The sequence below is a fragment of the Candidatus Poriferisodalis sp. genome, assembly GCF_965203655.1.
Lineage (GTDB): Bacteria > Actinomycetota > Acidimicrobiia > Acidimicrobiales > Poriferisodalaceae > Poriferisodalis.
Map to the genome: position 1 here is coordinate 328,532 of NZ_CBDBDD010000009.1, position 25,189 is coordinate 353,720.

Consider the following 25,189-nt stretch of genomic DNA (forward strand, 5'->3'; position numbering starts at 1 on the left):
CCGGCGGGAGGGGAATTGACGATGAAAGCTGCAGTGCTTAACGAGATCCCGGGCGAACTCGACATCGAGGACATCTCGGTCGATGCGCCTGCTCCCGACGAGGTGCTGCTGCGGGTGGTGCACGCAGGCCTGTGTCACAGCGACCTGCACTTCATGGATGCCCACTGGCCGTACCAGCTTCCCGCTGTGATGGGTCATGAGAGTGCCGGCGTGGTCCAAGCGGTCGGTGAGAACGTCGCGTACGTGAAGCCCGGCGACCACGTCATTTCCTGCCTGTCGGTCTTCTGCGGCCACTGCGAGCGTTGCCTGACCGGACGCCCGAACATCTGCGCCAATCCCGCTGCTGTCGCTCGGCCTACCGGGGCCGCACCACGGCTGGCCAAGAAGGACGGCACCGAGGTGGGCCAGTTCGCCCGTCTCGGCGGATTCGCTGAGGAGATGCTGATCCATCAGAACGCTGTCGTGAAGATCCGCGAGGACATGCCGCTCGACCGTGCAGCGCTCATCGGCTGCGGTGTGACCACGGGGCTGGGGGCGGTGTTCAAGACGGCGCGCATCGAGCCCGGCGCGACCGCGGCCGTGTACGGCGCCGGCGGCATCGGTTTGTCGGCTGTGCAGGGGGCACGCATCGCCGGGGCCGGTCGGGTCATCTCGGTGGATGTCGAGAACGACAAGCTCGAGACCGCTCGTCAGGTGGGTGCAACCGACACCGTTAACGCTTCCGAAGGCGACCCTGTCGAGGCCATCAAGGAGATGACCGGCGGCGGCGTGGACTACGCCTTCGAGTGCATCGGGCTGAAGCAGACCTGCGAGCAGGCGTGGTCGTCGTCGCGGCCCGGCGGCACCACGGTCATCGTCGGGATGATGCCGTTCGGCGAGAAGATCGAGATCCCGGGCTACGAGGTGTTCATGCTCGAGAAGCGGCTGCAAGGCTCGATGATGGGCTCGAACGCCTTCCGGGTGGACATGCCCCGCTACGTCGACATGTATCTCGACGGCCGCCTGATGCTCGACGAGATGATCTCGGCGCACATGCCGCTGGAGGACATCAACGTCGGCTACGAGCAGATGCGCCAGCGGGTCGGCACTCGCACTGTCATCGATTTCGACTAGCCGGTCCGCCCCGCAAGCGGTCGGGCCGCACCAAACCAACAACGAGCAAGTGAGGGGCCATGGAGGTCGGGGGCACAGTTGCCGTGGTGACAGGCGCGGCGAGCGGCATCGGCCGCTCTATGGTCGATACGTTTGCAGCGGCGGGCATGAAGGTGGTGCTGGCCGACATCGAGGAAGCGGCGCTGAACGATGCCGCTGCCGAGGTACGCGCGACCGGCGCGCAAGCCATCGCGGTGCGCACTGACGTATCGAAGTTGGCCGACATCGAGGCGCTTGCCGAAGCTGCCGTCGAGCAGTTCGGAGCGGTGCACGTGCTGTGCAACAACGCCGGTGTCGGCATTCCCGGGCCGGTGGGTGACATGTCGCTCGAGGATTGGCGCTGGACACTCGACATCAATCTGTGGGGGCCGATCCACGGCTGCCACGTGTTCCTGCCGATCATCGAGGCAACCGGCGAGGGTCACATCAATTCGACCGCCTCGGTGGCGGGGCTGTACGGGGGTGCCTCCCTGGGTGCCTACAACGTGTCCAAGCACGGCGTGGTGGCGCTGATGGCCACGCTGGAACGCGACCTTCGGCTGCGCAACTCGCCGGTGCATGCCTCGGTGCTGTGCCCGGGGCCGATCAACACCAACATCGTGTACAGCCAGCGCAACCGCGACCCCGACGATGCCGCCCACCATGTTCGGACGGAACAGGGCGACAAGTTCTGGGACATGCTCAAGGGCTACCTGGCCGAGGGCATGAATCCAGCCGAAGTGGGGCCGATGGTGCTCGACGCGATCCGCACCGACCGTTTCTGGGTGCTGACCCATCCCGAGATGGGCAAGATCGCCCGCTACCAGGTCGACGCCATGCTCGACGACGGGCACCTGACACGCTGACCGCCTGATGCGCGTCGCTGCCGCGCGTGGCGAGGCTGAGGCAAACCGCTCGGGAAGGCGTTTACTGAGCCTGTGACGCCGACCGAGTCGCTACGAGCGGGACGCTTGACCCAAGCGCGGCTCCGTCGGTCCTGAGCACGTGAAGCCCGCAGGACCCAACGTGCGCGCGCGAGCGCGGCTGGCTGCGGCGCAGCCGTCGGTGTTCACGGTCGTCCCGCAGATTCTCGATGCCGCCGGCCGGCCGCTTGCCCCATCGGTGGCACCCCCCGCCCCGCGCACGGCCCCGTCGGGCGCTGCGCCCACCGACCGCCCAACTCCCGCCATCGGCGCGCCCCCGTCAGACAGTTATCGGTGGGTGCTGCTGGTGGTCATCGGCTTCGCGGTGCTCGGCTTCGGTTCGCTGATGACGCTGGTCAGCGCAGCGCTGGGAACCATCGCGGAGGACTTGGACACGAGCGTGCCCACGGCCGGCTGGGTGATGACCGGCCTCATGCTGGCGATGGCTGTGTCGACACCGGCAGGCGGCAAGCTCGGGGACATCTACGGGCATCGCCGAATGTTCATGATCGGCATTGTCGGCATGACGGCGACGATGATCGTCAATTACTGGGTGCCCGATATCGGCACGTTCATCGCGGTGCGAGTCGTGTTCGGACTGTGCGGCGGAATGCTCATGCCCTCAGGGATGGCCTTGCTGATGCATGCCTTCGGTCCGGCGGAGCGGGCCCGGGCCGTGGGGTGGTTCCAATTCGCGATGACCGGGGCGCCCACGATCGGCGTAGTTGCCGGGGGTCCGCTGCTCAACATCTTCGGCTGGCGCGGCATCTTCCTGCTCTTCGGCCTTATTGGACTGCTGGGCACCGTGCTCGCGGTGTTCATCGTCAAACCGATCCCGAGAGGCGCTCGCGTCTCCATCGACGTGCTCGGTGCCTTGCTGCTGGGCGGGGGCACGCTAGGAGTGCTGTGGGCGATCACCCGGATCCCCACGCTGACCCGTTCGGGCACGTCGCTGCTCAGCGACCAGACGCTGATGCTGATGGTCGGCGGTGCGCTGGTGTGTTTCGTGCTGTTCGTGCTCTGGGAGCGACGCGCGGCATCACCGTTGCTGGATCTGCGACTCTTCCGGCGCCCCAGCTTCACGCTGCCGCTGGTGTCCGCAGCGTGCAACCAGTTCGCCTACATGGGTGCGTTCATCATCGTGCCGACGTTCTTGCTGCAGGACGGATACGGGTACTCGGTGGGTGTGGCGGCGATGCTGATGGTTCCCCGGCCTGGTGCATTCGCGGTGGCGTCGCCGCTGGGCGGTACGCTGGTGACCAAGATCGGCGCTCGAGCACCCATGCTGTTCGGCACCTCGGCGATGATCGGCTCGATGGTGGCATTCGCCTTCGGTGCCGATCCGGCGGGCTGGGGGCTCGCGCTCGTCATGGTGGGGCTCGTGCTCTCGGGCGTGTCCGCCGGCTTCGGCTCTCCGGCGTATCAGATGCTCGTTGCCGACTCGGTCGAGGACAGGGACTTGGGCATCGCCAACGGCATGAACCAGACCGTCATGTGGATCGGCATCGTCACCGGCATCCAGTCGATGCTGGCGTTTGCGGGAGACAGCCCGTCGATCGGCCGCCTGCAGATGACGTTCCTCTTCGGCGCGATCGTGGCGGCATTCGGATACATGGCGCCGCTGTTCGCCACTCGCCGCGCCGCCCGCGCTGGTTAGCGGGTCACGCTGGCGCCGCCGACGGACTCGTCGGCAGTGATGCAGTGCGCTAGAGCGCGGCGAGGAAGTCGAGCAGTTCGGCGTTGAGCTCGGCGGCGGCTTCCTGCTGGACCCAGTGCCCGATGCCGTCGAGGATCACTGACTTGTGCAGGTTGGGCATGGTCTCGCCGAACTTGGCGATGGACCCGGCGCCCCACACGGTCGGGCCGTCGACCTCGCCGCCGACGAACAGGCTCGGCTGGGTGATGGCTGCGCCGTCGAAGGCGGCCATGTCCTCCCAGTCGCGGTCCACGTTGCGGTAGCGGTTCAGCCCGCCCGACATGCCGGTGCGGGTGAACTCCGAGGTGTAGTAGCCAAAATCAGACTCAGCCATCCAGTGGGGCCAGGAGCCCTCCTCGGGCCAGACGAAGTTGTCCGAGAGCTTGCCGCCGGGGGCGACGCCGAAGCCCCCGCCTGAAGAGTCGCCCGATGCCTGCCGGGCCCGCACGCCGTCGCCCGAGGCGGAGAAGTACATGCCCAGCAGCCAGTGGGGAAGGTCGACCTCCATCTCAGCCTCGGCCCGGCCCGGCTGCTGGAAGTACTCGATGTAGAACTCTTTGTCGCCGCCCATCATGCGGAAGGCGGCGCTGGGCTTGAAGTCGCTGCGGGCGTTGTAGGGCACGCTGACGAGGCCGAGCGCAGTGAAGATGTCGGGCCGCAGCAGCGCCGAGCTCCAGGCGATGGGTGCGCCCCAGTCATGGCCAACGATCACAGCGGTGTCCTCGCCGAGAGCCCGCACGACGCCCACGTTGTCGGCAACGTGGCGGACCATGCGGTAGTCGTCGACCGCAGCGGGCGCCGAGGAGCGGCCGTAGCCACGCACGTCGATCGCCACCGCCCGATATCCAGCCGCAGCCACCGCGGGCAGCTGGTGCCGCCACGAGTACCACGACTCCGGAAAGCCATGGACGAACAGCACCATCGGCCCCTCGCCCACCTCCGCCACATGAATCCGCGTCCCCAGCGCATCCACGTCGTAGTGCTTCACTCCAGAAAGATCAGGTGCCGTAGTGCCATAGCTCTCACTCATGGCCGACATTCTGGCCCCCAATTGCGTTTGTCGGCGGGTGGTATTCGAAAATGAGTTGCATGAGATCGACGCATCGCGCGAGGTTCAGCAGATGTGCGCTGGTCAAAGAGCTGTGCGTGCAGAATGCTGGCAACGCAGGCAGAATGCTGGCATGGCGGTGCAGATCACAATCCGAAACGTGCCCGAAGATGTACGCGATGAGCTAGCCGCTAAGGCTGCGGAGCGGCGTCAGTCGATGCAGGAGTTCTTGCGGGGCGAGTTAGAGCGCCTCGCCGCGAAACCGTCTGTGTCGACGTTGCTCGAGGAGATTCGACGGCGGAAGGAAGCTGCTGGCACCCATGTGTCGGCGGCCGAGATCCTGGCGGCACGTGACGCCGACCGGAAGTGAGCGTCGTTATCGATGCGTCGTGTTTTGTGGCCGCGCTCATCGACGACGGCAGCGATGGCCAGTGGGCGCTCGAACAACTCGCGCAGGAACCGATGGCCGCACCTCAGCTGTTGCCAGCCGAGACATCGAACATCCTGCGGCGCATGGAGCTCGCTGGTCAGGTCTCGCGGCTCGAGACCACAGCATCGCAGCGTGAGCTTGCTCGATTTGATTTCGAGTTGTACCCATTTGACCCGTTTGCGGAACGGGTATGGGAGCTTCGCTTCAATCTCACTGCCTACGACGCCTAGTACGTCGCGCTAGCTGAATCACTCGGCTGGAAGCTGGTCACTCTCGATCGCAAGATGGCCAACGCCAGCGGTACGCAATGCGAGTTCCGACTTCCCCCACAGCGCGAAGAGACCGGGTGACGCCCAAGGTCGGACAGCGGGACGTGGAACCGGCAAGGATGGGCGGCATGAAGATGACTGGTGCAACACGGCGTGCGCCCATAGGGCAAGCTCTCGCCTCCGCAGTCACCAGCGGGCCTAGCATCGCCGACCGTGGTTGAAGTGCTGCCTTTCTCTGAGGCCGAGACCCGCTTGTCGGAGTTGGCGGACCGGATCGAGCGCCAGCACGAGCGCATCGTCGTCACGCGCCGTGGTCGGCCATCGTTCGTGCTCATGAGTCCTGATGACTTGGAATCGCTCGAGGAAACGCTGGACATTCTTCAAGACGAGGAGCTCGTGGCGTCGCTGCGGTTGTCGCGGCAACAGGCCGCCGAGGGCAAGCTGATCCCGCTGCACGAGGTCGGCTAGCTCGCACGTCGACGAACCGGTCGGACCTGGGCAGGCAGGCGAATGTGTCGCACCCCTCCGCGATGCTGGCGTTCGTGAACACGCAACTGACTGAACTCATCCAGACTGCGCCGTGGCGCGAGGCCGTGACCTACCGGGACACGTGGCCGCACGAGTACGTGCTGAGCGAGAAGGACACCCAGCGGGAGCTGCTCGCCGCCATCTGCGCCCGGTTCCACGCCGGCGAGGGCGTCACGGGTCGCTTCTTCCGGATGACGAACACCTACCTGTTCGTCGGCGATCACAAGTACTGGCTGATGACGGACTACCGCGAGATCAAGCCGCTCGCGGGCGAGGACAACTACGTCATCAACCGAGCCCGCCTGTACCGCGACCGGCGAGACTTCGTGATCCAACCCGGCGACACCGGCCGCCCCGACGACTATCCGACATCGCCGGCGGCACACCCCATCGACTGAAACGGAGCATCGCCATGGAAGACGATCACTCACTCTTGGCCCATCTGGTACTGAAACTGACGTCGCAAGTGGAAGACGCGGCGACCGACGCGCTCGCTTACATCCTGAACCAGTCGGAGTCGTGCCGAGAAGCTCTTGCCTCACTCGTGAGCGACGGCGAACATCAGTTGCGGCCCTTGCACCGTGCAAGCACCCAAGTGACCGTCCCCCCTGACTGGCGGCTGGATCTCGTTGCGTACGACGCAGACGACTCGATGCGGCTCATCATCGAATCGAAGTTCTGGGCGGCTCTGTTGAGCTGTCAAGCAAGCGGTTACGTCACTCACTTGGCTGCCGACGGGCCAGCGACACTACTGTTCGTCGCCCCCGAAGTTCGACGCGAGACGCTCTGGGTCAAGATCAGAGCTCAATTCGACAAGGCACCGAGTCTGAACCTCGAGTCGGACCGCACTGTCGGGCAGTTGAGGGTTGCCGACGTGACCAAGCTGGTTGATGTCGCTGACGATGCCCAAGGCACCGATGCCCGATGGATCGATACCGAATCGCGCGTGGCGCTGACCAGTTGGTACGCGCTGCTTAACCACCTCGAGCCCGTCGATTCGTCAATGACATCCAACATCCGGCAACTGAGGAGTCTGGCGAACGCGGCGGACGACAAGGCGTTCGCACCTCTGCACGCCGAGGACTTCAATCCGGCAATACCACGCCGTCACATGGACTTCTGCCGACTCGTCGACGACCTGGTCAACACCGGCGAGCAAGAAGGCTGGATATCCGTCAAGGGATTCAAGGCCACGGCTCAACGAGACGGCTACCTGCGGTTCTTCCGGTTCGTCGCCGACGACGGCGGGCGCATGTCAAAGGAGATTGCTCTCTACTTGAGTGCGAGTCGCTGGGTGAAATCGGGCACGACGCCCACCTGGCTGCGCCTTTTGCACGCGCCGGAACAGAAGGCCCTCACTCAGCAAACCGAGATCGCGCACGAGAAGGACCCTGGCGGACCCACTTGGGTGCCGCTTCGCCTGCTGACTGACGTTGAGTACTCAGACGTGTTCGACGACGTGGTTGCGCAGGTCAGGGCCGTCCGTGACATCGTCCTGCGGTGATTCCTGGCATGGTGATGCGATGCCCGTAGAGATCACTGTCTACGACGTTCCGGAGCGCGTCCGAGATCGATTGGCTGGGAATGCTGCAGATCGTTCCCAGTCTTTGGAGGAGTACCTGAGGGCCGAACTGGAGCAGCTGGCCGAGCGCTTCTCCGCGAAGCCTTCGGTGCGGTCGTGGCTCGCTGAGACCAGGCGTCGAGTCGAAGCTGCGGGCACCCGGGTATCGGCTGCGGAGATTCTCGATGCGCGTGATGCCGACCGCCGATAGGCGTCGTTGTTGATCCTTCGGCATTGCCACGGCGTTGCGTCGGAGGACCGGCAAGGATGGGCGGCATGAGTTTGTTGTCGTTTGAGATGCCGTCGTTGGAAACGATTGAGCTGGAGCCTGATGGCGAGACGCTTCGGGTATGGCTGAACCGGCCGGAGTCGCGCAATGCGCACAACCAGCTGATGATCCGCGAGGTGGGGGATCTGTTTTTGGCCCTGAATGGGCAGACACAGCATCGGGTGGTTGTGCTCGGCGGGCGGGGGAAGTCGTTCTGCGCCGGCGCTGATCGCAAGGAGCAGCCGCCGTCTGCCGCGAACGACCGCGAGGCCCGTTACATCAACCAACTGGGGCGACGGGCGGCTCGGGCCATCGAGGATTGCGAAGCGGTCACGATCGCTCGGGTGCACGGGCATGCCATCGGCGGCGGGTGCTGCTTCGCCACGAGCTGTGACTTCCGCATCAGTGAGGCCGATGCGATGTGGTACGTGCCCGAGGTGGAGCTGGGTGTGCCGCTGCCCTGGGGAGCCACGCCGCGGCTAATCGCGGAGCTCGGGATGTCACGGGCACGCCAGTTCGTCATGACCAGTGAGCGCATCGACGGCCGCAAGGCCGCCGAGTGGGGCTTGGCGCACGAAGTGTGCGAAGGCGATGACGAGCTGGATGCCGCCGTCGAGCGGTGGGTCGCGCGCTTGCTCGACCTTCCGTCGCTGTCAGTGCAGATGGCCAAGCACCAGCTGCGTGGCTACGCCCAGATCACTCGGCTCGGCGATCTGTCCGAGTTCGACGGCGATGCCTCGGCCCGGTCCATTGTCAGCGACGACGCCCAAGCCCGCTTCGGCACGTTCTGAATCGATCAGAACTGGACGCTTCAAACCAAGCCCCTGCCAAGGCGTAGCTGCTCATGCGGTGACCCCCGCTCAGCGACCAGTCAGGGGCCAAGAGCGAAGAGGGGTACCACTGACACGCCGTCGGGGCGCTCATAGGAGAATCCGTCGGCCGCGGTGATCACTACGAGCTTCGCAGCGAGGCCCATCTTGGTCTCATCAACCTTGCGCTGCACGGCGAGGAGCGAGCGAGCCGCTTGTTCGATCTGCTCGTTCCCGCCGAGCTTGACCTCGACGGCGATCCAGCGGGCGTATCCGCCATCGACGATGGCATCGGCTTCGGTGCCCGCCGTGTCGCTGAACGCGAACACCCCTGCCCCGCTCGCTTGGGCGTAGACGCGCAGGTCCCGGATGACGAGCGATTCGAACAGCAGGCCGAGCGCTTCGGGGTCGGCCAGTAGGCGCTCGGGGTCGGCGCGCAAGGCAGCAACAGCCAGCGACGGATCGGTGAAGTGGTGCTTGGAGCTGGTCAGCAAGGGCGATCGGGAGCGAAGATGGGTTGGCCATGCCTTGAGCGGCTCGAGCACGTGAAGCCGATCGAGAGCGTCGAGGTAGGCGCGGACCGAGTGCCGCCCTAGCGGCGCGTCAGCACTCGTCTCGACAGCGAGCTTGTTGAGGCTCGCCGCAGTGCTGACGTTGCGCGCCAGCGAGTGCAGCAGGGCTCGGACACGCACCGGGTCGCGAGCAACGCCGTCCACTTGGCGGATGTCCGTTCGCGCGATGTCGTCGAGGTAGTTCTGCAGCGCATCGATTACGTCGCGTGCGGGCACATCGATCTCGAATCCGGGCCAGCCTCCGCGGCAGATCGCGTCAACTGCGTCTGGCACTCCGAGCCCGGTGCGGCGTGCCTTGGCGGGTTCGCCACTCAGTAGTGCCGCGAGCGAGACCTCCTGCGTGGATGTCCCTTGTTCGGCGAGCGACATGGTCCTCAGAGCAAGCCGCTGTACCCGCAGGGCGCCCGAGTGCCTGGTGATGTCATCTGCGGGTGTGGCTGACCCGGTCAGGATGAACTGTCCGGCCTCTGCACGGGCGTCGCATTCGCCACGAACGGCGCCCCACAAGGCCGAAACACGCTGCCATTCGTCGATGAGTCGAGGCGTCGGCCCCTCGAGCACCCTGTGGGGCTCAGCTTGGGCGAGCGCGAACGCTCCAGGATCCTGTTCGAGCAGCACTTCGCTACGCGCGAAGTGTTTCCCGAACCAGGTCTTGCCACATCCTTTCGGCCCCTCGATGAGCAAGGCCCGAGCAGTGCGCAGCATTTGGGTCGCAGTGGTTTCGGCGATACGAGTGCGGTAGCCGTCAGGTGTGAGCGGCGAGGCCGCTGGCATTGGCTGGTGGATGTCCACTGGCTCCAATCTACCAGATTCAAACAGTTTGATCTACAAAAATTGATAATTTGTTCTACAAAAATCAACTAAATTGATCTACCAAATTTGACTCTAACGATCCACTACATCGCAAAACGGCGCGGCATGCAGGACTCGCTCGACGCGGCGCTAGCTGCGGGCATCGATCTTGTCGAAGGCCTTCTTCATTGCTTGGTAGCCCTCGACGGCTCGGGGGATGCCGCCGTAGATGGTCATCTGCACCATGATCTCTTCGATCTCGGTGCGTGTCAGCCCGTGGTTGAGGCCCGCCGGAACGTGGAACGCCAGCTCGTCGGTGCGGCTCAGCACAGTCAGGATCGCGATGACCACGATGCTGCGGTCTCGCCGGGACAATTCTTCCCGTGACCAGAGATCGCCGAACGCCCAGTGATAAGCGATGCGCCCGACCTCGCCGAGGTGCTCGACGAGGCGTGCCATGTCCTCGCTGGGATCGCTCGACGCGCGGCCAGCGGTGAGCGTGCTGCGTACCTCAGCCGCCCGTCGCTCCCGCTCGTCGTCATCGAGTTCAGCGGCGCCCGAACGCTCAGGCAGCCGTTCGACACCGTCGAGCGTTCGGAACCGTTCGTCGACCACGCGCGACGCCGCCATCGCCATCGGGAAACCCGCGTAGGCGGCCACCTGGATCAGGACCTCTTCGATCTCGGTGCGCGTCAGGCCGTGGTTCAGGCCGACCTCCGTGTGCAACGACAGCTCCTCGCTTGAACCGATCGTGGCGAGCACCGTGATCACGATCAGGCTGCGGTCTCGGCGCGAGAGTTCGGGGCGTGCCCACACGTCGCCCATCACCACGTCGAAGGCAAACGTGCCCAGCGCCCCAAGGCGCTTGACCATCGCGCGCTGTGCCCGCTCGGGGTCGACTTCTCCGTTGGTGAATCGCTCGTATACCTCGAACGCGGCTGCCCGCCGCTCGGCGTGCGTGCGTGCTCTCGTCGTCGACATCGTCAGCTCCCTGCGCTTGATCGTCTTCGTGCCAGCGCCCGTCATCATCGCCGCGAACGCGCCTGTCGTGCCCGACTCGCAGGCGTGGGCAGCAGGCCCGCTGCCGGAAGCGGGCCCGTCGTGCGGCTACAGCTCGCCGGGCTCCTTGCCGGGCAAGTAGGTGACCGGCAGCCTCGTCAGGCGGCGAACCCGCGAGGGGAGGTCGGCTCCCACCAGCCGGGACGCCCCTGCGGGAAGCGTCGACAGGATGATGCCGTCGAAGCTCGAACGCGACAGCACCGCCTGGATCGCCCGCATCGGATCGGGGTCGCCCAGCTCGCCGGAGGCCGCGTACGACGCCGCAGCGATCTTCGCGAGCTGGGCATCCAGCCGCTTCTGTGCCTGCTCCATGCCCAGCGTGTCCGGCCCTAGGTAGTCGGCTGCTGGCACATGCTCGGAGGGGATGCCCGTCACCGGGTCGGCCGCCAGCATCGACAGCCGCCGGGCCCGGGCGTAGCTCTTCGAATGCGTCATCGGCACCAGCAGGTGGAACTCGCACGGACCGTGACTGTTCAGGCGCTCGATCTCCGCGACGACCTCGCCGGTGCCCAGTGTCTGGTTGGCCACGATGAGCCAGCGGGTCACCTCGACATCCGGCGCGCCAGGCGTCAGGCCCGGGCGCATCCGGTCGACCTGGAACGCAAGCCGGAGCTTGATGCGGTACAGCGCGATCTCGCCGTCCACGAGCATCACGTCGCGTTCCTCGACATGCGCCACCGACAGATCGCGGATCGTCTTGGTCGCCTCGGCCACACCTCGCCGCGCCGCGTCTTCCCACGAGATCCGGCTTGCCGCGACCAGCGTGATCACCTTCTCGACCGAGTTGCGGTTGCGTTGGGGTGCTTCGTTCAAGATTCGAACCCGTTCGCTAAGCGGCTCGTCCCAGTGGGCGGAGAGCGATGTGCTTCGGTGGGGCAGACTGTAGGTCACACCGCGAACGTGCGGCACAATGCGCGTGCGAGGGATCCAAGGAGGATTCAATGAGCAGCGTCTACAACGTGATCGAGCTGATCGGCACGAGCGACGAGTCGTGGGAGAAGGCGACGCAGAACGCGATCACCGAGGCCTCCAAGACTCTGCGGGATCTCCGGGTTGCAGAGGTAGTCGAACAGGACGTCGTGATCGAAGGCGGCGCCATCGCGGCGTTCCGCACCAAGGTCCGGCTGTCGTTCAAGCACGAGTCGCCTTGAGCTTCACCCCCCTCTCCATAGCGAGCCTCCCGCGCGGTCTCGGGGGAGCGCGCGGCCTGCGCGGGCGCCCATCTCTTCGATGACGGCGCGCGGCCTTGGCGGCATCCGTGTCGTCGAGATGGGGCAGATGGTGGCGGCGCCGTGGACGGCCAAGCTGCTCGCCGATCTGGGCGCCGAGGTCATCAAGGTCGAGCCCCCCGGCGGCGATCGGGCACGTCGGCGCGGGCCAGTGCCGCCGGGTGAGACAGACCCGGATCCGATGGGCGGGCTGTTCGCGGCCATCAACACCAACAAGCGCAGCGTGACCGCGGACCTCTCCCACGCCGAAGGCCGCTCGACGCTGGATCGCCTGCTCGTCGACGCCGACCTGTTCGTGCACGACCTCGCCCCGCACAACACTGAAGCGTGCGGTCTGACGGCGGCAGCGCTGCGAGCGCAGCATCCGTCTCTCGTGACCATGTCGATCACTCCGTTCGGTCAGAGCGGGCCGTATGCGAACTGGCGGGCCGAAGAACTGCAGGTTGTGCACGGCGGCGGCTGGGGTTGGCTGACCCCAGGCTGTGTGGCGGATCCCGAGCTGCCCCCGCTGAAGCCGTACGGTCACCAAGCCGCCTTCCAGTCGGGATTCGCGGCCGCCTGCGCCTCGCTGGCCGCCGTCGACCGGGCTCAGCGCACCGGCCGCGGCGAGCACATCGACTTCGCCCAGATGTCCTACGTCGTCGGGATGCTGGAAGCCGCGTTCATCATCTGGTCCTACACCGCCGACAATCCCAGCCGGCTGGGGGCGCGCATCCTCAACCCGTGGGGGATCTTCCCGACCAATGACGGGCACATCTTCCTGGTGTGCGTCGAGGCCGACCAGTGGGAGCGGCTGAAGGATTTCATGGGCCGACCGGAGTGGGCCGACATGGACCTCTTCGAGACGCTCGAGGGTCGCTTCGAGAACGAAGATCTGCTGCGCCTATGGCTTGGCGAGTGGATCGCTGCGCAGCCGGTGATGGAGCTGTTCCACCGGGGCCAGGCAGAGCGGCTGGCCTTCGCGCCCGTCAACACGGTGACGCAGATGGCCGCCGACCCGCACCTGGCTGCCCGAGACTTCCTGGTCACCTACGACCAGCCAGGCCTGGGCAGCATCACCGTGCCCGGCGCGCCGTCCCGGCTGACCAACCGCTGGTGGGCTATCCGCCGCCCGGCGCCCGGCCTCGGTGAGCACAACGGCGCTTCGTTTGCCGCAGCCGACACGGCAACGGCAACACCGTCAGCACCTGCAGCTACACGTGCGCGCGCAGCGTCGGGCCGCCCGCTCGACGGCGTCACGGTCGCCGATTTCTCCTGGGTCTGGGCCGGCCCGTACTGCACGGTGCAGCTCGCCCACCTCGGCGCCACCGTCATCAAGATCGAATCCTCAGCCCGGCCCGACCTGGGTCGCCGCCTGCCCACCCAATCGGTGCACCACGAACCGACGCTCGACACCAACGGCTACTTCAACCAGTACGGCCAGGGCAAGAAGAGCATCGCCATCGATATGGGCACCGCTGAGGGACGTTCGCTGGCGAAGCGCCTCGCACTGGAGTGCGATTTGGTGGTATCCAACTACGCCACCGGCGTCATGGACGAGTGGGGCCTCGGCTACGAGGCGCTGGCCGCGGAGCGCCCCGACGTGATCGTGGGCGCCATCAGCGGATACGGCCACCACGGGCCGTACAAGTCGTACATGGGCTACGGACCCACCACCGGACCCCTTTCGGGCTTGGCGTCCATGACCGGCTACCCGGGCAGCGCAGCCGATGAGTTGGGCGTCTCGCTCGGCGACCCGGCCGCCGGCATCGCCACGGCCTTCGCGCTGGTAACCGCGTTGGTCGCCCGGCGGCGCACCGGCGAGGGCCAGTTCATCGACACTTCTATGTGGGAAGCCACCACCGCATGTACAGCCGAGGGCTGGATGGAGTGGGTGCTCAGCGGCTCGCAGCCATCCCCCATGGGGAACTGGGATCCGCTGTGGGCGCCGCACAACCTGTACCGCTGCGCGGGCAACGACGACTGGGTGGCGATCTGCTGCACCGACGAGGTCGAATGGGCGGCGTTGGCCCGTGTCGTCGGCATCGACGGCCGCGATGAACGCTTCGCAACGGCAGCGGCTCGGAAAGCCAGCGAGGCCGAGCTCGACAAGCTCGTCGGCGCATGGACCCGCGAGCGAGACCAATGGGATGTCACTGAGCTGCTGCAAGAGGCAGGAGTACCAGCGCTCCCATCACTCAGCTCGCGGTCACTCGAGGAAAACCCGCACTTAGCCGACCGTGGGCTGATCGAGCGCCTGGATCATCCCGTCGTCGGCCAGATGAGCCACGTCGGCATCCCGTGGCTGCTGACCGACGGCACCAACGGCGTGCGCTCGCCCGCCCCCACCCTCGGCCAGCACACCCACGAAGTGCTCACCGAGGTCCTGGGCCTGAGTGCAGCCGAGATCGCAGCGCTCGAAGCGGCAGGCGCCCTGCGCTGAGCGTTACTCGGGCCAGTCGGTACGATGCGGGATTGAGGAAGGCCCGAATGAAGACACTCAGCGTCGACGACGGTCTCTACGGTGCGATGGAAGCGGCTGCGGCGCGCGACGGCCGCTCGGTTCAGGAGCTGATCACTGAGGCGATCGGCGTGTGGCTAGAGGATGCATCGCTTGACGACGCCGACTATGCGCTCATCGAGTTGGCCCGCGCTGAGGCGAACGAGCAGGGCGGAGTCGAATTCGAGGCATTTTTCGACTCGCTGCCGGGCACGCGCGACTGACTCTCTGAGCCTTGCCGGACTCATACCGAATTGAACTGTCGCCTGCCGCCCAGCGCCAGGCGAGGCGGCTGACGTCGAATGACCGGCGACGAGTTCGCGATGCGCTGCGCGGTCTCGTCGAAACCCCTCGAACCCGCGGCAGTGTGAAGCTCACAGGTTTCGAGAGCGTCTACCGGATACGGGTCGGGCAGTTCCGGGTCGTCTACGAGATACATGATGACGAGCACCTCGTCATGGTGCTACGGATCGCTCGACGAGACGAAGCCACATACCGCCAACTCTGATTGAAGATCACTCCAGATGCTCTATTGAGTAAAATTGCTCAATAGAGCATCTGCGACGGTATGCTGGCTGTGTGCCCATGTATAGGCGACCGCTCGTAGCGACAATCGCAGCACGGCTCAACGAGAGGCCGGAACGTCTGGTCGCCGTGTTCGGGCCTCGGCAATCGGGCAAGACGACCGCTGTCCGGCAGGCTCTGAGCGAGATTCGGCAGGACTGGCGCATGGTCGCATGCGAACCTGGCGGAACCGACGAGTCGTCCGACGAACTGGGGCCGTTCGACGCGAGCGTGATCCCCGGACGCCACGCGCGCTTGCCATCAGCGCCTCATGACGCTGCATGGCTCGTCGAAATGTGGGAGCAGTGCCGCCTACGAGCGAACGAGTCGGCGGCCGGCTATGTCCTGGTGCTGGACGAGGTCCAGGAGCTGTCGAACTGGTCTGCCGTTGTGAAGGGCCTCTGGGATGCCGACCGCGCATCGGATTGTCCGCTTCATGTGGTCATCCTCGGCTCAGCCCCGCTACAGATTCAGACGGGCCTCAATGAGAGCCTCATGGGTCGCTTCGAGCCGATGGTTTCCCCTCATTGGTCCTTCACCGAGATGGCTTCGGCGTTCGGCGTCAGCTTGGACGAGTACGTGTTCTACGGCGGCTACCCCGGATCGGTGGGGAAGATGGTTGCCCACGACGCATGGCACCGGTATGTCCGAAGCGGACTGGTCGAGCCGAATATCGAGCGCGACGTGCTGGCGATGACCAGGGTTGACAAACCAGCGCTCATGCGACGCCTCTTCGATGTGGGTGCTCGCTATTCGGGGCAAGTGTTGTCGTACAACAAGATGCTCGGACAACTCCAAGATGCGGGGAACACCACCACGCTGACGCGCTATCTGCAGTTGTTGTCGCACGCAGGATTGCTGAAGGGCCTGTCCAAGCACACTGAGCGCGTCGCTTCAGCCAAGGCTTCGACACCCAAACTGAACGTGCTGAACACCGCGCTGATGTCGATGGTCTCGGGTTATCGGTTCGAAGAGGCGCGGGCGGACCGCACATTCTGGGGCCACCTCGTCGAGAGCGCCGTTGGAGCGCATCTGGTCAACACCATGTCATCGAGCGGCGAGGTCAAGTACTGGCGGGACCGCCACGGTCGGTCCGTAGTCGATGTCGATTTCGTCCTGCAGCGAGGGCCGCATCTGCTCGGAATCGAGGTCAAGTCCGGCGTGGTTCGCGGATCGCTGCCCGGGCTCAACGAGTTCGGACGCCGCTTCGGTGCCCGAACGCTCGTCGTGGGCGATGGCGGCGTGCCATTGGACGAGTTCCTGTCAGCGCCAGCGAGCGAGTGGGTTGAGGAACCGTGAGCGAAACCTACGTCGAGCGCACATGTACTCGCCTCACTGCGGTTGAGTCTGGCGGCCAACAAGATGTGGGGCCGGCCTCACTCAGCGAATTCCGATCGGAGCACGCGTACGTGCTCCTAGGCGACGCTGGATCCGGCAAGTCGATTGAGTTCCAGCACGAGTGCGAAGGCCTCGGCGACGCAGCAGTGCTGTGCAGCGCCCGGGATTTCGTGACGTTTGACATCAGGCCTGAGTGGAGCGACAAGACGCTGTTTATCGACGGTCTGGATGAGATCCGCGCGGGTACCGCCGACGGGCGTCCAGCGCTTGACGAAATCCGCAAGCGATTGGATCAGCTCGGTTGGCCGACGTACCGCATTTCGTGCCGCGAGGCCGATTGGCTCGGTAGCAACGACCGCCGCAGCCTTGAGCGGGATACGCCTAGCGGAGAAGTGGCAGTGCTGAGACTTGACCCTCTCAACGGGGTTTCGCAGCGGGAGCTGTTGGCACAACACCTTGATGAGAACGATTTGCACGCTTTCGCGAGCAGCGATCCTCACGGCGACATCAGCGCAATGCTCGGCAATCCGCTCACACTCCAGTTGCTCGCTCGCGCGTTCGCCCACGGCGGCAGTTCGTGGCCCAAGAATCGGTTGGACACGTTCGACCTCGCTTGTAGACGCATGGTGCAAGAACGCAATGACGAGCACACCGCAGCGACGCCATCGTCTGCTCCGACTGTGGAGGATCTGTTGGCTGCCTCGGGCGAACTGTGCGCGCTCGCGCTGCTATCTGGCGTTGACCACTTCTCACTCGGCCCCGACGATGACGGTTCGCCGCACATGGTGCTCGATCAGCTGCTGCCATTTGACGCAGGAACCGCTGCCGGAAACACGAACGTCCGTCGGAGCGCGCTCGGGACCAAGCTGTTCTCGGGCGTGCATGACCCCGGATCCGTTGCCAGCCAGCCGCGGGTGTCACCCCTGCACCGTCAGATCGCCGAGTTTCTCGGCGGCCGCTTCCTCGCCGGGCTGGTCAAGAACGGCTTGCCTGTTCAACGAGTTGTGGCCCTCATGATCAGCCCACATGATGGACGAGTGGTGACGTCGCTACGCGGCTTGTCGGCTTGGTTCGCTGGGCACTCCCGCGAAGCACTTGACCGACTTGTCGATGCCGATCCGGTTGGTATCGGACTGTATGGCGACATCAGCCGCTTGAACGGAGACCAGAAGCAGCGACTGTTGCGAACTCTTGCGGGTTACGCCGTTGAAGATTCGTTGTTGGGGCACCAGTGGCGTGACAACCCTGATGCCGGTTATCGGGATTCGACTGCATGGGCATTTCGTTCGATCGTCGATGGTGAGACTGTCGAGGTCGCGGCTGATCTGCTCCGCGGGCAAGCAGACGACTTTGCGAGTGATCGGATCGCACGCTTCCTGCTTCGAGTGTGCGCAGAAGTCGAGGGGGCAAACCGAGAGGCTGCCAAGCCGCTGACAGAGTCGGCGTTGGCCATTGCACGTGAACCGGACTGGTCGGCCCAGACCCGCCGTGCTGCGCTGAGTGCCTTCGTTCATCTCGAAACGGATCGCGAGGTGCGCGATGACCGGCTGATGGCGCTGCTCACCGACATCGCAGGACGCCGACTCGCCGATCCCGACGACGACCTGGCGGGGCTTGCCATGCGCGAGCTGTACCCACATCGTGTGACGCCGGCGGCCGTTTGGTCGTACTTGGGCATTCGCGCTCGTGAGAACAATCACGGTGCTTTCGGCTCATTCTGGAGTTACGACATCGTCAATCAGTCGTCGGCTCAGAATGCGGCGGACGTGATGGACGCCTTGTGGGCGAGTTTGCTGGAGCAAGAGGGCCTCCGGTCCGGCATCGATGACGTGCTCCGTCGGCGAGCGCAGGACATGATGCCTATCCAGCTGCTCGTGAAGGCACTCGACGAACTCGGCGATGACGCAGACATCGAGCGTCTCTTTGGCTGGCTGGCCGCAGCCGCTACTTGTGGAACTGATGTTCGACCTTATGCACGGCAAGGCCTCCATGACGCTGCGTTGAAGGCTCTGGAGCAGTCGAGTCCGGAGGAGGTCGAGCGGTGGGGCTACGGAGGGGACGAGGATCAGACGGTCGCAGATCGATACGCCGATCCAGCTGGCCCGGTCCGCGCTTGGCTCGAACGACGTCCCGAGACTCAACGCAGGCTCTATTTGGAGTGGCTCAACGTGTGCTGCGGCCACGGCCGCCTTGAGGACCGGGCTTGGTTCCTGCGGACGCCGCTGTTCTTCAGCAAGTTGCCCCGTGACCTCGGCCGATGGTGCCTGGAGCAGGCGCTCGTTCTCGAAACGAGCGACCCGGACTTCGCAAAGGACATTCTGAGAAACGTTGTCAGTCAGCAGCTCACCGATGCCGATGTCAATGAGGGTTTGACGCTTGACCATGTGAGCGATGCGACGAACAGCAGTCCGTTGCTGAGTGCAGAGCTGGAACGTCTGCTGGCTGCATGGCCACTGGATGCGAAACGCACCGCGTTTGAAGCCGAGATGCGTGATCTGAAGCTTGAGAACCGCCGAAAGGAGCACGAGCACCGTCAGCAGTGGGCCGATCACATTCGAGACAACCTGCATGCGCTCAACGACGGCTCATTTCCCGTCAATGAGCTAGACCAACTCGCGCACATCTACTTCGGGCATAGGCCCGGCAGCAATCAAGACGCCAGCGGCGAAGAACAGCTCACCGAGTTCTTGCAGGGTGACAGCGGGCTCACAGCTGCTGTTACCGATGCGCTGGCCGAAGCTGTCTTTTTCGCCGAGCTACCGACGGTTGACGAGACGATCTCACTCAGCGCGCAGTCGCAGCACGCTTGGGCCGCGTGGCCACTGTTCGCCGGCTTGCAACTCGTCGAACGTCACGAACCTGACCGCCTAGAGCTTCTCGACGATGAGCGCAAGCGGCAAGTGGTCGCGACGTACTTCTGCGTACCGAATTCACTGGATCGGCCACCGCCGTGGCTCCAGCGGTGGTTGGCCGGCGATCCCGAACTTGTCAGTGATGTGTTCGTTCGAAGTGTCATCGGCGACGTCCGGGCGGGCAGCGAATGGAGTAATGCACTCGCCGAGTTGAACGAGCTGGGCTTTGATGACGCGACTATGCGCCGCGTACGTCGCAGGGTGCTCAAGGCGTTTCCGACGAGCGCGCCGATTCGGCAACTCAAGATGTTGGACTCGCTGTTGTTCGGCGTTCTACGCGAACCAGCGACGACGGGCGTCCAGGACGTCATCGACGCCAAGCTGGCCGCGAAGAGCTTGACGGTGGCGCAACGGGCGCGTTGGCTCGCGGCGGCCGTTTTCTTGTTTCAAGACAGCTATGTGGCTGAACTCGCCGAATTCGCGACTCGGCATCCTGCTGGCAACTATCGCTTGGCCGAATTCCTTCACCACGAGTTCGGGCCGCGCTGGGGGGGAGATTTCCATTTCGCTGCTCGCCTGGCGCCGACGACGTTAGAGGTGCTCGTCCATGTGCTCGGAGGTGCTTTCGAGCCCTTCGATCTGAACGGTGCCCACACCGTCGCCGTCAATGCCTCCGAGTGGGTTTCCGACTTCATCAATCAGCTCTCTGCTGCACCCGAGTCTGATGCCACGGAGGCTCTCCAACGGCTCGAGCAGCTACCCGAGATGTCGGCATGGCATGACTCCTTGCGGCACGCAAGGGAAGAGCAGAGTCGCCTGCGGAGTGACACCGAGTATCGCGTGCCAAAAGTGAGCGAGGTTCAGCGAACCCTCGGTGGAGGCGTACCCGCCAATGCCGCTGACCTCACAGCGCTCACTGTGGACTGGCTCGATGACATTGCCGTTGAAATGCGAGGCAGTCCCGGCGATCCTTGGCAGCCGTTCTGGAATGTGGACCCGCATGGGCGTCCGGAAGGTCCTAGGCCCGAGAATGTCTGCAGAAATGCGATCATGGCGGCGTTGCGTGAGCGGGCGCGACCGCTGTCGGAAGTGGAATTGACACGCGAACCCAGTGCAGCAGCCGACAAGCGCGCTGATATTGGTGTGAGTTGCTTTGGCTCTCGCGTGCCGATCGAGATCAAGCTGGACTCGTCGCGCGACCTCTGGCACGCGATGCGCCGACAGCTCATCGGTCTATACACAACCGACCCGGCAACGGATGGCTACGGCATCTACCTCGTGCTTTGGTTCGGAGGCGAGGACGTTCCGTCGCCGCCCTCTGGTCGCCGACCAAGCAGTCCGCTGGAGCTGACGGAGATGCTGAAGCAGAACCTCAGCACCGACGAAGCCCGCAAGATCTCCGTACGTGTCATCGACGTCACCAAGCCCGGCACGGCCTGAGCGACCTCGACTCCCACGTCAAGATGGCGTCCCGAATCGCTGGTTATGGGCAACCAAGCAACGGGATCAGCAAGCAGCTCTCGGCGGGTGTTGGCAAGCGCTTCGAGAGGAACCAGAGGGGGTCGGTCACGAGCTTGCACCCTCGATCGCGCTCGTTCCGGATGGGACACCGCCGACCGTGTCACACCGGATTCGTACGGTGCGCCTATGGACGTCTCGCGGGACAACAGGCGCGTGGTCGGAGTTCAGCTGAGCCTGAAGCCGTATCTACATATGCGCGCTCATGCTGCGCCCACGGGCCACACTGAGCCGGTGGAGGTCGGGTCGGCGATTTCGTTGTTCTCTGGGGCTGGCGGGCTCGACCTTGGTGTCGAGCAAGCAGGGTTTCGAACCACCGTCGCGGTTGAGTGGGACGCAGATGCGGCTGACACCATGGAGAAGAACTCCAGCACGCATTTTCCGTGCCTGCGGGAGGTCGTGCGCGCCGACTTGTATCCGCTGGCCGCGCGACGCGATGGCGGCGTGACGACCAGAGAGCTTCTCCATGCTGGGGGTTTCACCAGCCGCGACCGGCCGGACCTGCTGGTTGGGGGGCCTCCCTGCGTCGCGTTCTCGAAGTCGGGGTTCTGGCTCGACTGGAAGAGGGAGGGCGTCGATCCCGCAGCGAGTCTGCTACAGGCGTATACCGCGGTGCTGGCACAGGCGCAGCCGCGATTCTTCGTCCTTGAGAACGTGTACGCGCTGACCTTCGACAACAAGGCCAGCCGTCCGGCCTTCGAACGGCTGCGCAAGGAGTTGAGCGCAGCGGGGTACGACTTCCGGTGGGATGTACTTAACGCAGCCGACTATGGCGTTCCTCAATCGCGGCCGCGTCTGTTCATCGTCGGTGCGCGCCGCGGCGAGACGGTTCCGGAGTTACCCGCCCCTACCCACCACGGCGATTGGGAGCGACGCAAGACGGTCGGCGGCGGACTGCCGCATACGACCACTGGTGAGGCGTTGGCGGATCTTGCCACGGTGCCAGAGTCCGAGGAGGTCGTACGGGGACGTTGGGGGCACCTGCTCCCCGAGATTCCGCCCGGTGACAACTATCTCCACTTCACTGCGAAGCGCGGCCACCCCGACCCCATCTTCGAGTGGCGCTCGCGGTTTTGGTCCTTCCTGCTCAAGCTGGACCCACATCGACCGTCACCGACCATTCAGGCGCAGCCGGGTCCGAACGTCGGTCCGTTCCATTGGGAGAACCGGCGGCTGCGAGTACCGGAACTGAAGCGGCTGTTCACGTTTCCGGATGACTTCGATTTCGTGGGGCGTCGTGCTTCGATCCAGTCTCAGGTCGGTAACGCAGTGCCTCCCCAACTGGCGAAGCAGGTAGCAGCCACGGTTGCGATGGTGGCTTGAGGCCGTGCGCTGCTCGCGTCCGCAGCGACGCACCCGCGTGGAATCCTGCACACTTGTCCCGTGGATTCCCTGCTGCTGACCTGGTTGCGAGACCAGACTCGCGACTGGCGTCCGTCTATCGTCGGCGTCTTCCGGGAGCATGCAGCCCACAGCGACTGGCCGCTCACTGCGCACTCGCCTGGTGATCTCCGAGAGCAGCTGACCACCCTCGGTCACCTGTTGCCGCTGCCGAGCGAGCCCGCTGCACTCGCCAACGTCATGGAGATCGAACTCCGGAGGCACCTGACGCGCGGCGCCGCAGACGTGGACGGCGGGCATATCGAGGAAGGAACCGAGCGGTCGTATCCCGACCTTGAGTTCACCGGAGCACCATTCGGCGAGGGAACGCAGGCTGTCGACATCAAGTGCGCTCGGCGCAAGCTCTCGGCGTCCGGCACGCCCACTGGCAGTCTCAACAATCGGATCGCGCTCTACACCGGAAACACGTACTTCCTGTGGCCCCAGCTCAAGTTCTCGGGCATCTTGCGCCCGTTCGACGAGTACACCGACCATGTGTCCGTCGTGGTTCTCTACACCTACGACGCATCACTGCCCGAACGCATCATGGACGTGAGCGTCGTTGTCCACGAGACGTGGCGCATCGCCTCGCGGTCAAGGGCCTCGGCGACGCGGGAGTACATCGGATCGGTGTCGAGAATCGGAGACATCGAAGCCGGTGATGGCGATTTCGCTACGGCCGAGGAGTTCTACGCGTATTGGCGTGCACCGAGCATCGGCTGGAAGAAGTCCCCCGAAGCTGAGCGTCTGCTGCGGCAAGCGCTCGAAGCCCAAGACACCTGAGCAGGGCACGGGCAAAGCCGCATAGCCCGTACCGCCCGGGTGTGGCGCTATTCGGGCCAGTCGGTGAGGGTGACGACGTCGAAGGTCGCGCCGACTGGGTCGGCGATCGTGGCCATGCGGCCTGGACCCCAGTCGAAGGGCGGCACGATCACGTTGCCGCCGTTGGCCGTCGCCGCAGCGCAGGCGGCATCAACGTCGTTCGCCCCGAAGCTCACCCGCCAGTGCGGCGGCACGCCAGGCGGCGGTGCGACCGACGTGCTCGCCACCGGGTCCCCGTCGAGCGTGAAGACTGTCGGAGAGTCGGGCACGCCTTCCATCGTTCCCGCCTCCCAGCCGAACAGCTCGCAGTAGAACGCCTTTGCGGCGTCGTTGTCGTGCGTGGCGACCTCGGCCCAGGTGAACGCACCCGGGGCATTCACGATTCCCGCGCCGATCGCGGCGATCGGCGCCCACGTGCAGAACACGGCTCCGGTCGGATCGGCAGCGATGACCATGCGGCCCGCGGCGTTCGGACCCGGTTCGGGCACGTCGATGGCCGGTCGCATGACTGCTCCGCCGGCCTCCGTTACCTTGCCGGCGAACTCGTCGGCATCGTCCACGGTGACGTAGACGTTCCAGCAGGGCGGCACGCCTTCGCTGAGCATCTCGGGAGGCATGTCGAACACCCCTGCAGCCGGGTGCCCGTCCACAACGGCCATGACGTAGTTGATCTCGTCGGTGGGGTCGCGTTCGTAGTCCCAGCCCATGACCGCCCTGTAGAAGTCGATGGCGCCCTCCACGTCGGTGGTCGCCAAGTCGACCCACGAGGGTGTCCCGGCCGCGTGGCTGTCTCGTATCGGCATGTCTTCGGTCTCTCCTCGTTGTTCTCGCTGCGTCGCTCTCGTGGATCGGTTTCCGTCAGTCGGCCTCGGGGGCTGCCAGGGCACGTCGCATCGCAATGGCGGTCAGTTCCTGCGCCTCGTGTGCTTGATCCAGGAAGCGCGTCATGCCGAAGAAGCCGTGGAACTGGCCCGGATATTCGATGAGCGTCGTGGGCACTCCGGCATCGGAAAGTTTCTGTGCATATTCGACGCCTTCGTCGCGCAGCGGATCGTGTCCGGCCACGATGACCAACGCAGGCGCCGCGCCCGAGGGGTCGTCGACTGCGAGCGGGGCTGCGTACGGGTTGCTCCGCTCGGACGGCGGGCAGTAGAGATCGTCGAACCAGGCCATCGTGTCGCGGGTCAGCAGGTAGCCCTCGGCGTTGGCGATCATCGAATGCGTGTCGCGGTCGAAATCGGTCACGGGGTAGATCAGCACCTGCAGAGCCGGCTGACCGCAAGCGTCGCCGTTCGCGGCGCCGTCGCGGCACATGAGTGCCACAGCGGCGGCGAGATTGCCACCTGCGCTGTCGCCGCCGATCGCCACACGAGCTGGGTCGATGCCCAACGACGCAGCGTTGTCGATCACCCATTGCGTGGCGGCGCAGCAGTCGTCAGCCGGCGCTGGGAACGGATCCTCGGGTGCGAGCCGGTAATCCACCGACACCGTCACGACTCCGGCCAGCATCGTCAGCGCCCGGCATGTGCGGTCGTGGGTCTCGATGCTGCCGACCACCCAGCCGCCGCCGTGGAAATACACGAGGCAACCGAGCGTGCCGCTCGCGTCGGCAGTAGCTGCGCCGTCGCCTGGGCGGTAGATCCGCACGGCGATCTCGTTGCCGTCAGGCCCGAGAATCGTCCGGTCTTCGGTGGTGGCAACCTCAACGAACTCGCCCGAAGGCGGCATCTCCTCGAAGCCCGCCCGGGCACGTTCGTAACCGACATCCTGGAATGACGGTCGGCCCAGGGCGTTCAGCTGGTCGATGACTTGGGATGCTTCTGCTTCAAGTGTCACGGCGCGCAGCATATGAGGCAGGGCCGGAGCCTCGCGGCGCCGTTGGGGGCCAAGCGTCCGCCGGTGCCCGGCCTCCCGCTGCCGT

At 65.1% G+C, this 25,189-nt stretch carries 25 protein-coding genes; 18 read left to right on the forward strand and 7 right to left on the reverse strand.

Features of this window, described 5'->3' with window-relative positions:
- Positions 1-21: 21 nt before the first annotated feature.
- From ACOGW9_RS12860 to ACOGW9_RS12870, 3 genes are all read left to right on the forward strand, one after another.
- The gene (locus ACOGW9_RS12860) at positions 22-1,113 is read left to right on the forward strand and encodes a Zn-dependent alcohol dehydrogenase (RefSeq protein ID WP_419911854.1); all 1,092 of its coding nucleotides are present in this window, start codon (positions 22-24) and stop codon (positions 1,111-1,113) included.
- A gap of 86 nt (positions 1,114-1,199) precedes the next feature.
- Complete coding sequence (locus ACOGW9_RS12865; protein ID WP_419911856.1) at positions 1,200-1,997, forward strand: SDR family NAD(P)-dependent oxidoreductase; 798 nt, start codon at positions 1,200-1,202, stop codon at positions 1,995-1,997.
- Between the two features lie 160 nt (positions 1,998-2,157).
- A complete protein-coding gene (locus ACOGW9_RS12870) occupies positions 2,158-3,711 on the forward strand; it encodes an MFS transporter (protein WP_419911858.1) in 1,554 nt (517 codons plus the stop codon).
- Positions 3,712-3,760: 49 nt separating this feature from the next.
- Here ACOGW9_RS12870 and ACOGW9_RS12875 read toward each other — a convergent pair whose 3' ends face one another.
- Positions 3,761-4,780, reverse strand: coding sequence for an alpha/beta fold hydrolase (locus ACOGW9_RS12875; RefSeq protein ID WP_419911860.1), 1,020 nt, complete (start codon positions 4,778-4,780; stop codon positions 3,761-3,763).
- Here ACOGW9_RS12875 and ACOGW9_RS12880 point away from each other — a divergent pair.
- The 7 genes from ACOGW9_RS12880 to ACOGW9_RS12910 all read left to right on the forward strand — a co-directional run bounded on the left by ACOGW9_RS12880 (position 4,779) and on the right by ACOGW9_RS12910 (position 8,645).
- Positions 4,779-5,168, forward strand: a complete 390-nt coding sequence (locus tag ACOGW9_RS12880) for a FitA-like ribbon-helix-helix domain-containing protein (protein WP_419911862.1) — start codon at positions 4,779-4,781, stop codon at positions 5,166-5,168. The two genes, ACOGW9_RS12875 and ACOGW9_RS12880, sit on opposite strands and share 2 nt — an antisense overlap.
- Positions 5,165-5,458, forward strand: coding sequence for a type II toxin-antitoxin system VapC family toxin (locus ACOGW9_RS12885; protein WP_419911864.1), 294 nt, complete (start codon positions 5,165-5,167; stop codon positions 5,456-5,458). Before ACOGW9_RS12880 ends, ACOGW9_RS12885 begins: the two co-directional genes overlap by 4 nt.
- A 252-nt stretch (positions 5,459-5,710) precedes the next feature.
- Positions 5,711-5,965 (forward strand): type II toxin-antitoxin system Phd/YefM family antitoxin, encoded by a 255-nt coding sequence (locus tag ACOGW9_RS12890; RefSeq protein WP_419911866.1) that lies wholly within the window; start codon positions 5,711-5,713, stop codon positions 5,963-5,965.
- Between the two features lie 74 nt (positions 5,966-6,039).
- Positions 6,040-6,423: a hypothetical protein gene (locus tag ACOGW9_RS12895; protein ID WP_419911868.1), complete on the forward strand. Its 384-nt coding sequence runs from the start codon at positions 6,040-6,042 to the stop codon at positions 6,421-6,423.
- A gap of 14 nt (positions 6,424-6,437) precedes the next feature.
- Positions 6,438-7,529 carry a hypothetical protein gene (locus ACOGW9_RS12900; protein ID WP_419911870.1) on the forward strand — a complete coding sequence of 364 codons (1,092 nt, stop codon included), beginning with the start codon at positions 6,438-6,440 and terminating at the stop codon, positions 7,527-7,529.
- Between the two features lie 19 nt (positions 7,530-7,548).
- Positions 7,549-7,797 (forward strand): hypothetical protein, encoded by a 249-nt coding sequence (locus tag ACOGW9_RS12905; RefSeq protein ID WP_419911872.1) that lies wholly within the window; start codon positions 7,549-7,551, stop codon positions 7,795-7,797.
- A 65-nt stretch (positions 7,798-7,862) separates the two neighbouring features.
- Positions 7,863-8,645, forward strand: a complete 783-nt coding sequence (locus ACOGW9_RS12910) for an enoyl-CoA hydratase/isomerase family protein (RefSeq protein WP_419911874.1) — start codon at positions 7,863-7,865, stop codon at positions 8,643-8,645.
- A gap of 80 nt (positions 8,646-8,725) precedes the next feature.
- Here the strand turns inward: ACOGW9_RS12910 and ACOGW9_RS12915 are convergent, their stop codons facing one another.
- From ACOGW9_RS12915 to ACOGW9_RS12925, 3 genes are all read right to left on the reverse strand, one after another.
- Positions 8,726-10,027, reverse strand: coding sequence for an ATP-binding protein (locus tag ACOGW9_RS12915; RefSeq protein ID WP_419911876.1), 1,302 nt, complete (start codon positions 10,025-10,027; stop codon positions 8,726-8,728).
- A gap of 150 nt (positions 10,028-10,177) precedes the next feature.
- Positions 10,178-11,008 (reverse strand): carboxymuconolactone decarboxylase family protein, encoded by an 831-nt coding sequence (locus tag ACOGW9_RS12920; RefSeq protein ID WP_419911878.1) that lies wholly within the window; start codon positions 11,006-11,008, stop codon positions 10,178-10,180.
- Between the two features lie 126 nt (positions 11,009-11,134).
- Positions 11,135-11,899: a dodecin family protein gene (locus ACOGW9_RS12925; RefSeq protein WP_419911880.1), complete on the reverse strand. Its 765-nt coding sequence runs from the start codon at positions 11,897-11,899 to the stop codon at positions 11,135-11,137.
- A gap of 128 nt (positions 11,900-12,027) precedes the next feature.
- Between ACOGW9_RS12925 and ACOGW9_RS12930 the strand changes: the two genes are divergently transcribed.
- The 5 genes from ACOGW9_RS12930 (at position 12,028) to ACOGW9_RS12950 (ending at position 16,657) form a co-directional block, all read left to right on the forward strand.
- On the forward strand, positions 12,028-12,237 hold the full coding sequence (locus ACOGW9_RS12930; protein ID WP_419551951.1) for a dodecin family protein: 210 nt from the start codon (positions 12,028-12,030) through the stop codon (positions 12,235-12,237).
- A gap of 79 nt (positions 12,238-12,316) precedes the next feature.
- Complete coding sequence (locus tag ACOGW9_RS12935) at positions 12,317-14,737, forward strand: CaiB/BaiF CoA transferase family protein (RefSeq protein ID WP_419911882.1); 2,421 nt, start codon at positions 12,317-12,319, stop codon at positions 14,735-14,737.
- Positions 14,738-14,784: 47 nt separating this feature from the next.
- Entirely contained in the window at positions 14,785-15,018 is a 234-nt protein-coding gene (locus ACOGW9_RS12940) for a hypothetical protein (RefSeq protein ID WP_419911884.1), read from the forward strand.
- An 11-nt stretch (positions 15,019-15,029) separates the two neighbouring features.
- Positions 15,030-15,302 (forward strand): type II toxin-antitoxin system RelE family toxin, encoded by a 273-nt coding sequence (locus tag ACOGW9_RS12945; protein ID WP_419911886.1) that lies wholly within the window; start codon positions 15,030-15,032, stop codon positions 15,300-15,302.
- Between the two features lie 77 nt (positions 15,303-15,379).
- A complete protein-coding gene (locus ACOGW9_RS12950; protein WP_419913077.1) occupies positions 15,380-16,657 on the forward strand; it encodes an ATP-binding protein in 1,278 nt (425 codons plus the stop codon).
- A 116-nt stretch (positions 16,658-16,773) separates the two neighbouring features.
- On the opposite strand, the gene ACOGW9_RS12955 is transcribed toward ACOGW9_RS12950, so the two are convergent.
- Positions 16,774-17,262: a hypothetical protein gene (locus ACOGW9_RS12955; RefSeq protein WP_419911888.1), complete on the reverse strand. Its 489-nt coding sequence runs from the start codon at positions 17,260-17,262 to the stop codon at positions 16,774-16,776.
- Between the two features lie 57 nt (positions 17,263-17,319).
- Between ACOGW9_RS12955 and ACOGW9_RS12960 the strand changes: the two genes are divergently transcribed.
- The 3 genes from ACOGW9_RS12960 to ACOGW9_RS12970 all read left to right on the forward strand — a co-directional run bounded on the left by ACOGW9_RS12960 (position 17,320) and on the right by ACOGW9_RS12970 (position 23,229).
- Positions 17,320-20,988, forward strand: coding sequence for a hypothetical protein (locus ACOGW9_RS12960; protein WP_419911890.1), 3,669 nt, complete (start codon positions 17,320-17,322; stop codon positions 20,986-20,988).
- A 273-nt stretch (positions 20,989-21,261) separates the two neighbouring features.
- Positions 21,262-22,389 carry a DNA cytosine methyltransferase gene (locus ACOGW9_RS12965; protein WP_419913079.1) on the forward strand — a complete coding sequence of 376 codons (1,128 nt, stop codon included), beginning with the start codon at positions 21,262-21,264 and terminating at the stop codon, positions 22,387-22,389.
- Between the two features lie 60 nt (positions 22,390-22,449).
- The gene (locus ACOGW9_RS12970) at positions 22,450-23,229 is read left to right on the forward strand and encodes a type II restriction endonuclease (protein WP_419911892.1); all 780 of its coding nucleotides are present in this window, start codon (positions 22,450-22,452) and stop codon (positions 23,227-23,229) included.
- Between the two features lie 47 nt (positions 23,230-23,276).
- On the opposite strand, the gene ACOGW9_RS12975 is transcribed toward ACOGW9_RS12970, so the two are convergent.
- Positions 23,277-24,071, reverse strand: a complete 795-nt coding sequence (locus ACOGW9_RS12975; RefSeq protein ID WP_419911894.1) for a VOC family protein — start codon at positions 24,069-24,071, stop codon at positions 23,277-23,279.
- Positions 24,072-24,126: 55 nt separating this feature from the next.
- Positions 24,127-25,104 (reverse strand): alpha/beta hydrolase, encoded by a 978-nt coding sequence (locus ACOGW9_RS12980; RefSeq protein WP_419911896.1) that lies wholly within the window; start codon positions 25,102-25,104, stop codon positions 24,127-24,129.
- Positions 25,105-25,189 lie beyond the last annotated feature (85 nt).

What these genes read in the sequence shown, in the direction of transcription:
- ACOGW9_RS12975 (WP_419911894.1), bottom strand. Translation starts at nt 24,071, where the DNA reads ATGCCGATACGAGACAGCCACGCGGCCGGGACACCCTCGTGGGTCGAC.
- ACOGW9_RS12935 (WP_419911882.1), top strand. Translation starts at nt 12,317, where the DNA reads ATGACGGCGCGCGGCCTTGGCGGCATCCGTGTCGTCGAGATGGGGCAG.
- ACOGW9_RS12930 (WP_419551951.1), top strand. Translation starts at nt 12,028, where the DNA reads ATGAGCAGCGTCTACAACGTGATCGAGCTGATCGGCACGAGCGACGAG.
- ACOGW9_RS12880 (WP_419911862.1), top strand. Translation starts at nt 4,779, where the DNA reads ATGGCCGACATTCTGGCCCCCAATTGCGTTTGTCGGCGGGTGGTATTC.
- ACOGW9_RS12860 (WP_419911854.1), top strand. Translation starts at nt 22, where the DNA reads ATGAAAGCTGCAGTGCTTAACGAGATCCCGGGCGAACTCGACATCGAG.
- ACOGW9_RS12920 (WP_419911878.1), bottom strand. Translation starts at nt 11,008, where the DNA reads ATGTCGACGACGAGAGCACGCACGCACGCCGAGCGGCGGGCAGCCGCG.
- ACOGW9_RS12910 (WP_419911874.1), top strand. Translation starts at nt 7,863, where the DNA reads ATGAGTTTGTTGTCGTTTGAGATGCCGTCGTTGGAAACGATTGAGCTG.
- ACOGW9_RS12905 (WP_419911872.1), top strand. Translation starts at nt 7,549, where the DNA reads ATGCCCGTAGAGATCACTGTCTACGACGTTCCGGAGCGCGTCCGAGAT.
- ACOGW9_RS12960 (WP_419911890.1), top strand. Translation starts at nt 17,320, where the DNA reads ATGGTGCAAGAACGCAATGACGAGCACACCGCAGCGACGCCATCGTCT.
- ACOGW9_RS12900 (WP_419911870.1), top strand. Translation starts at nt 6,438, where the DNA reads ATGGAAGACGATCACTCACTCTTGGCCCATCTGGTACTGAAACTGACG.
- ACOGW9_RS12940 (WP_419911884.1), top strand. Translation starts at nt 14,785, where the DNA reads ATGAAGACACTCAGCGTCGACGACGGTCTCTACGGTGCGATGGAAGCG.
- ACOGW9_RS12965 (WP_419913079.1), top strand. Translation starts at nt 21,262, where the DNA reads ATGCGCGCTCATGCTGCGCCCACGGGCCACACTGAGCCGGTGGAGGTC.
- ACOGW9_RS12950 (WP_419913077.1), top strand. Translation starts at nt 15,380, where the DNA reads ATGTATAGGCGACCGCTCGTAGCGACAATCGCAGCACGGCTCAACGAG.
- ACOGW9_RS12875 (WP_419911860.1), bottom strand. Translation starts at nt 4,780, where the DNA reads ATGAGTGAGAGCTATGGCACTACGGCACCTGATCTTTCTGGAGTGAAG.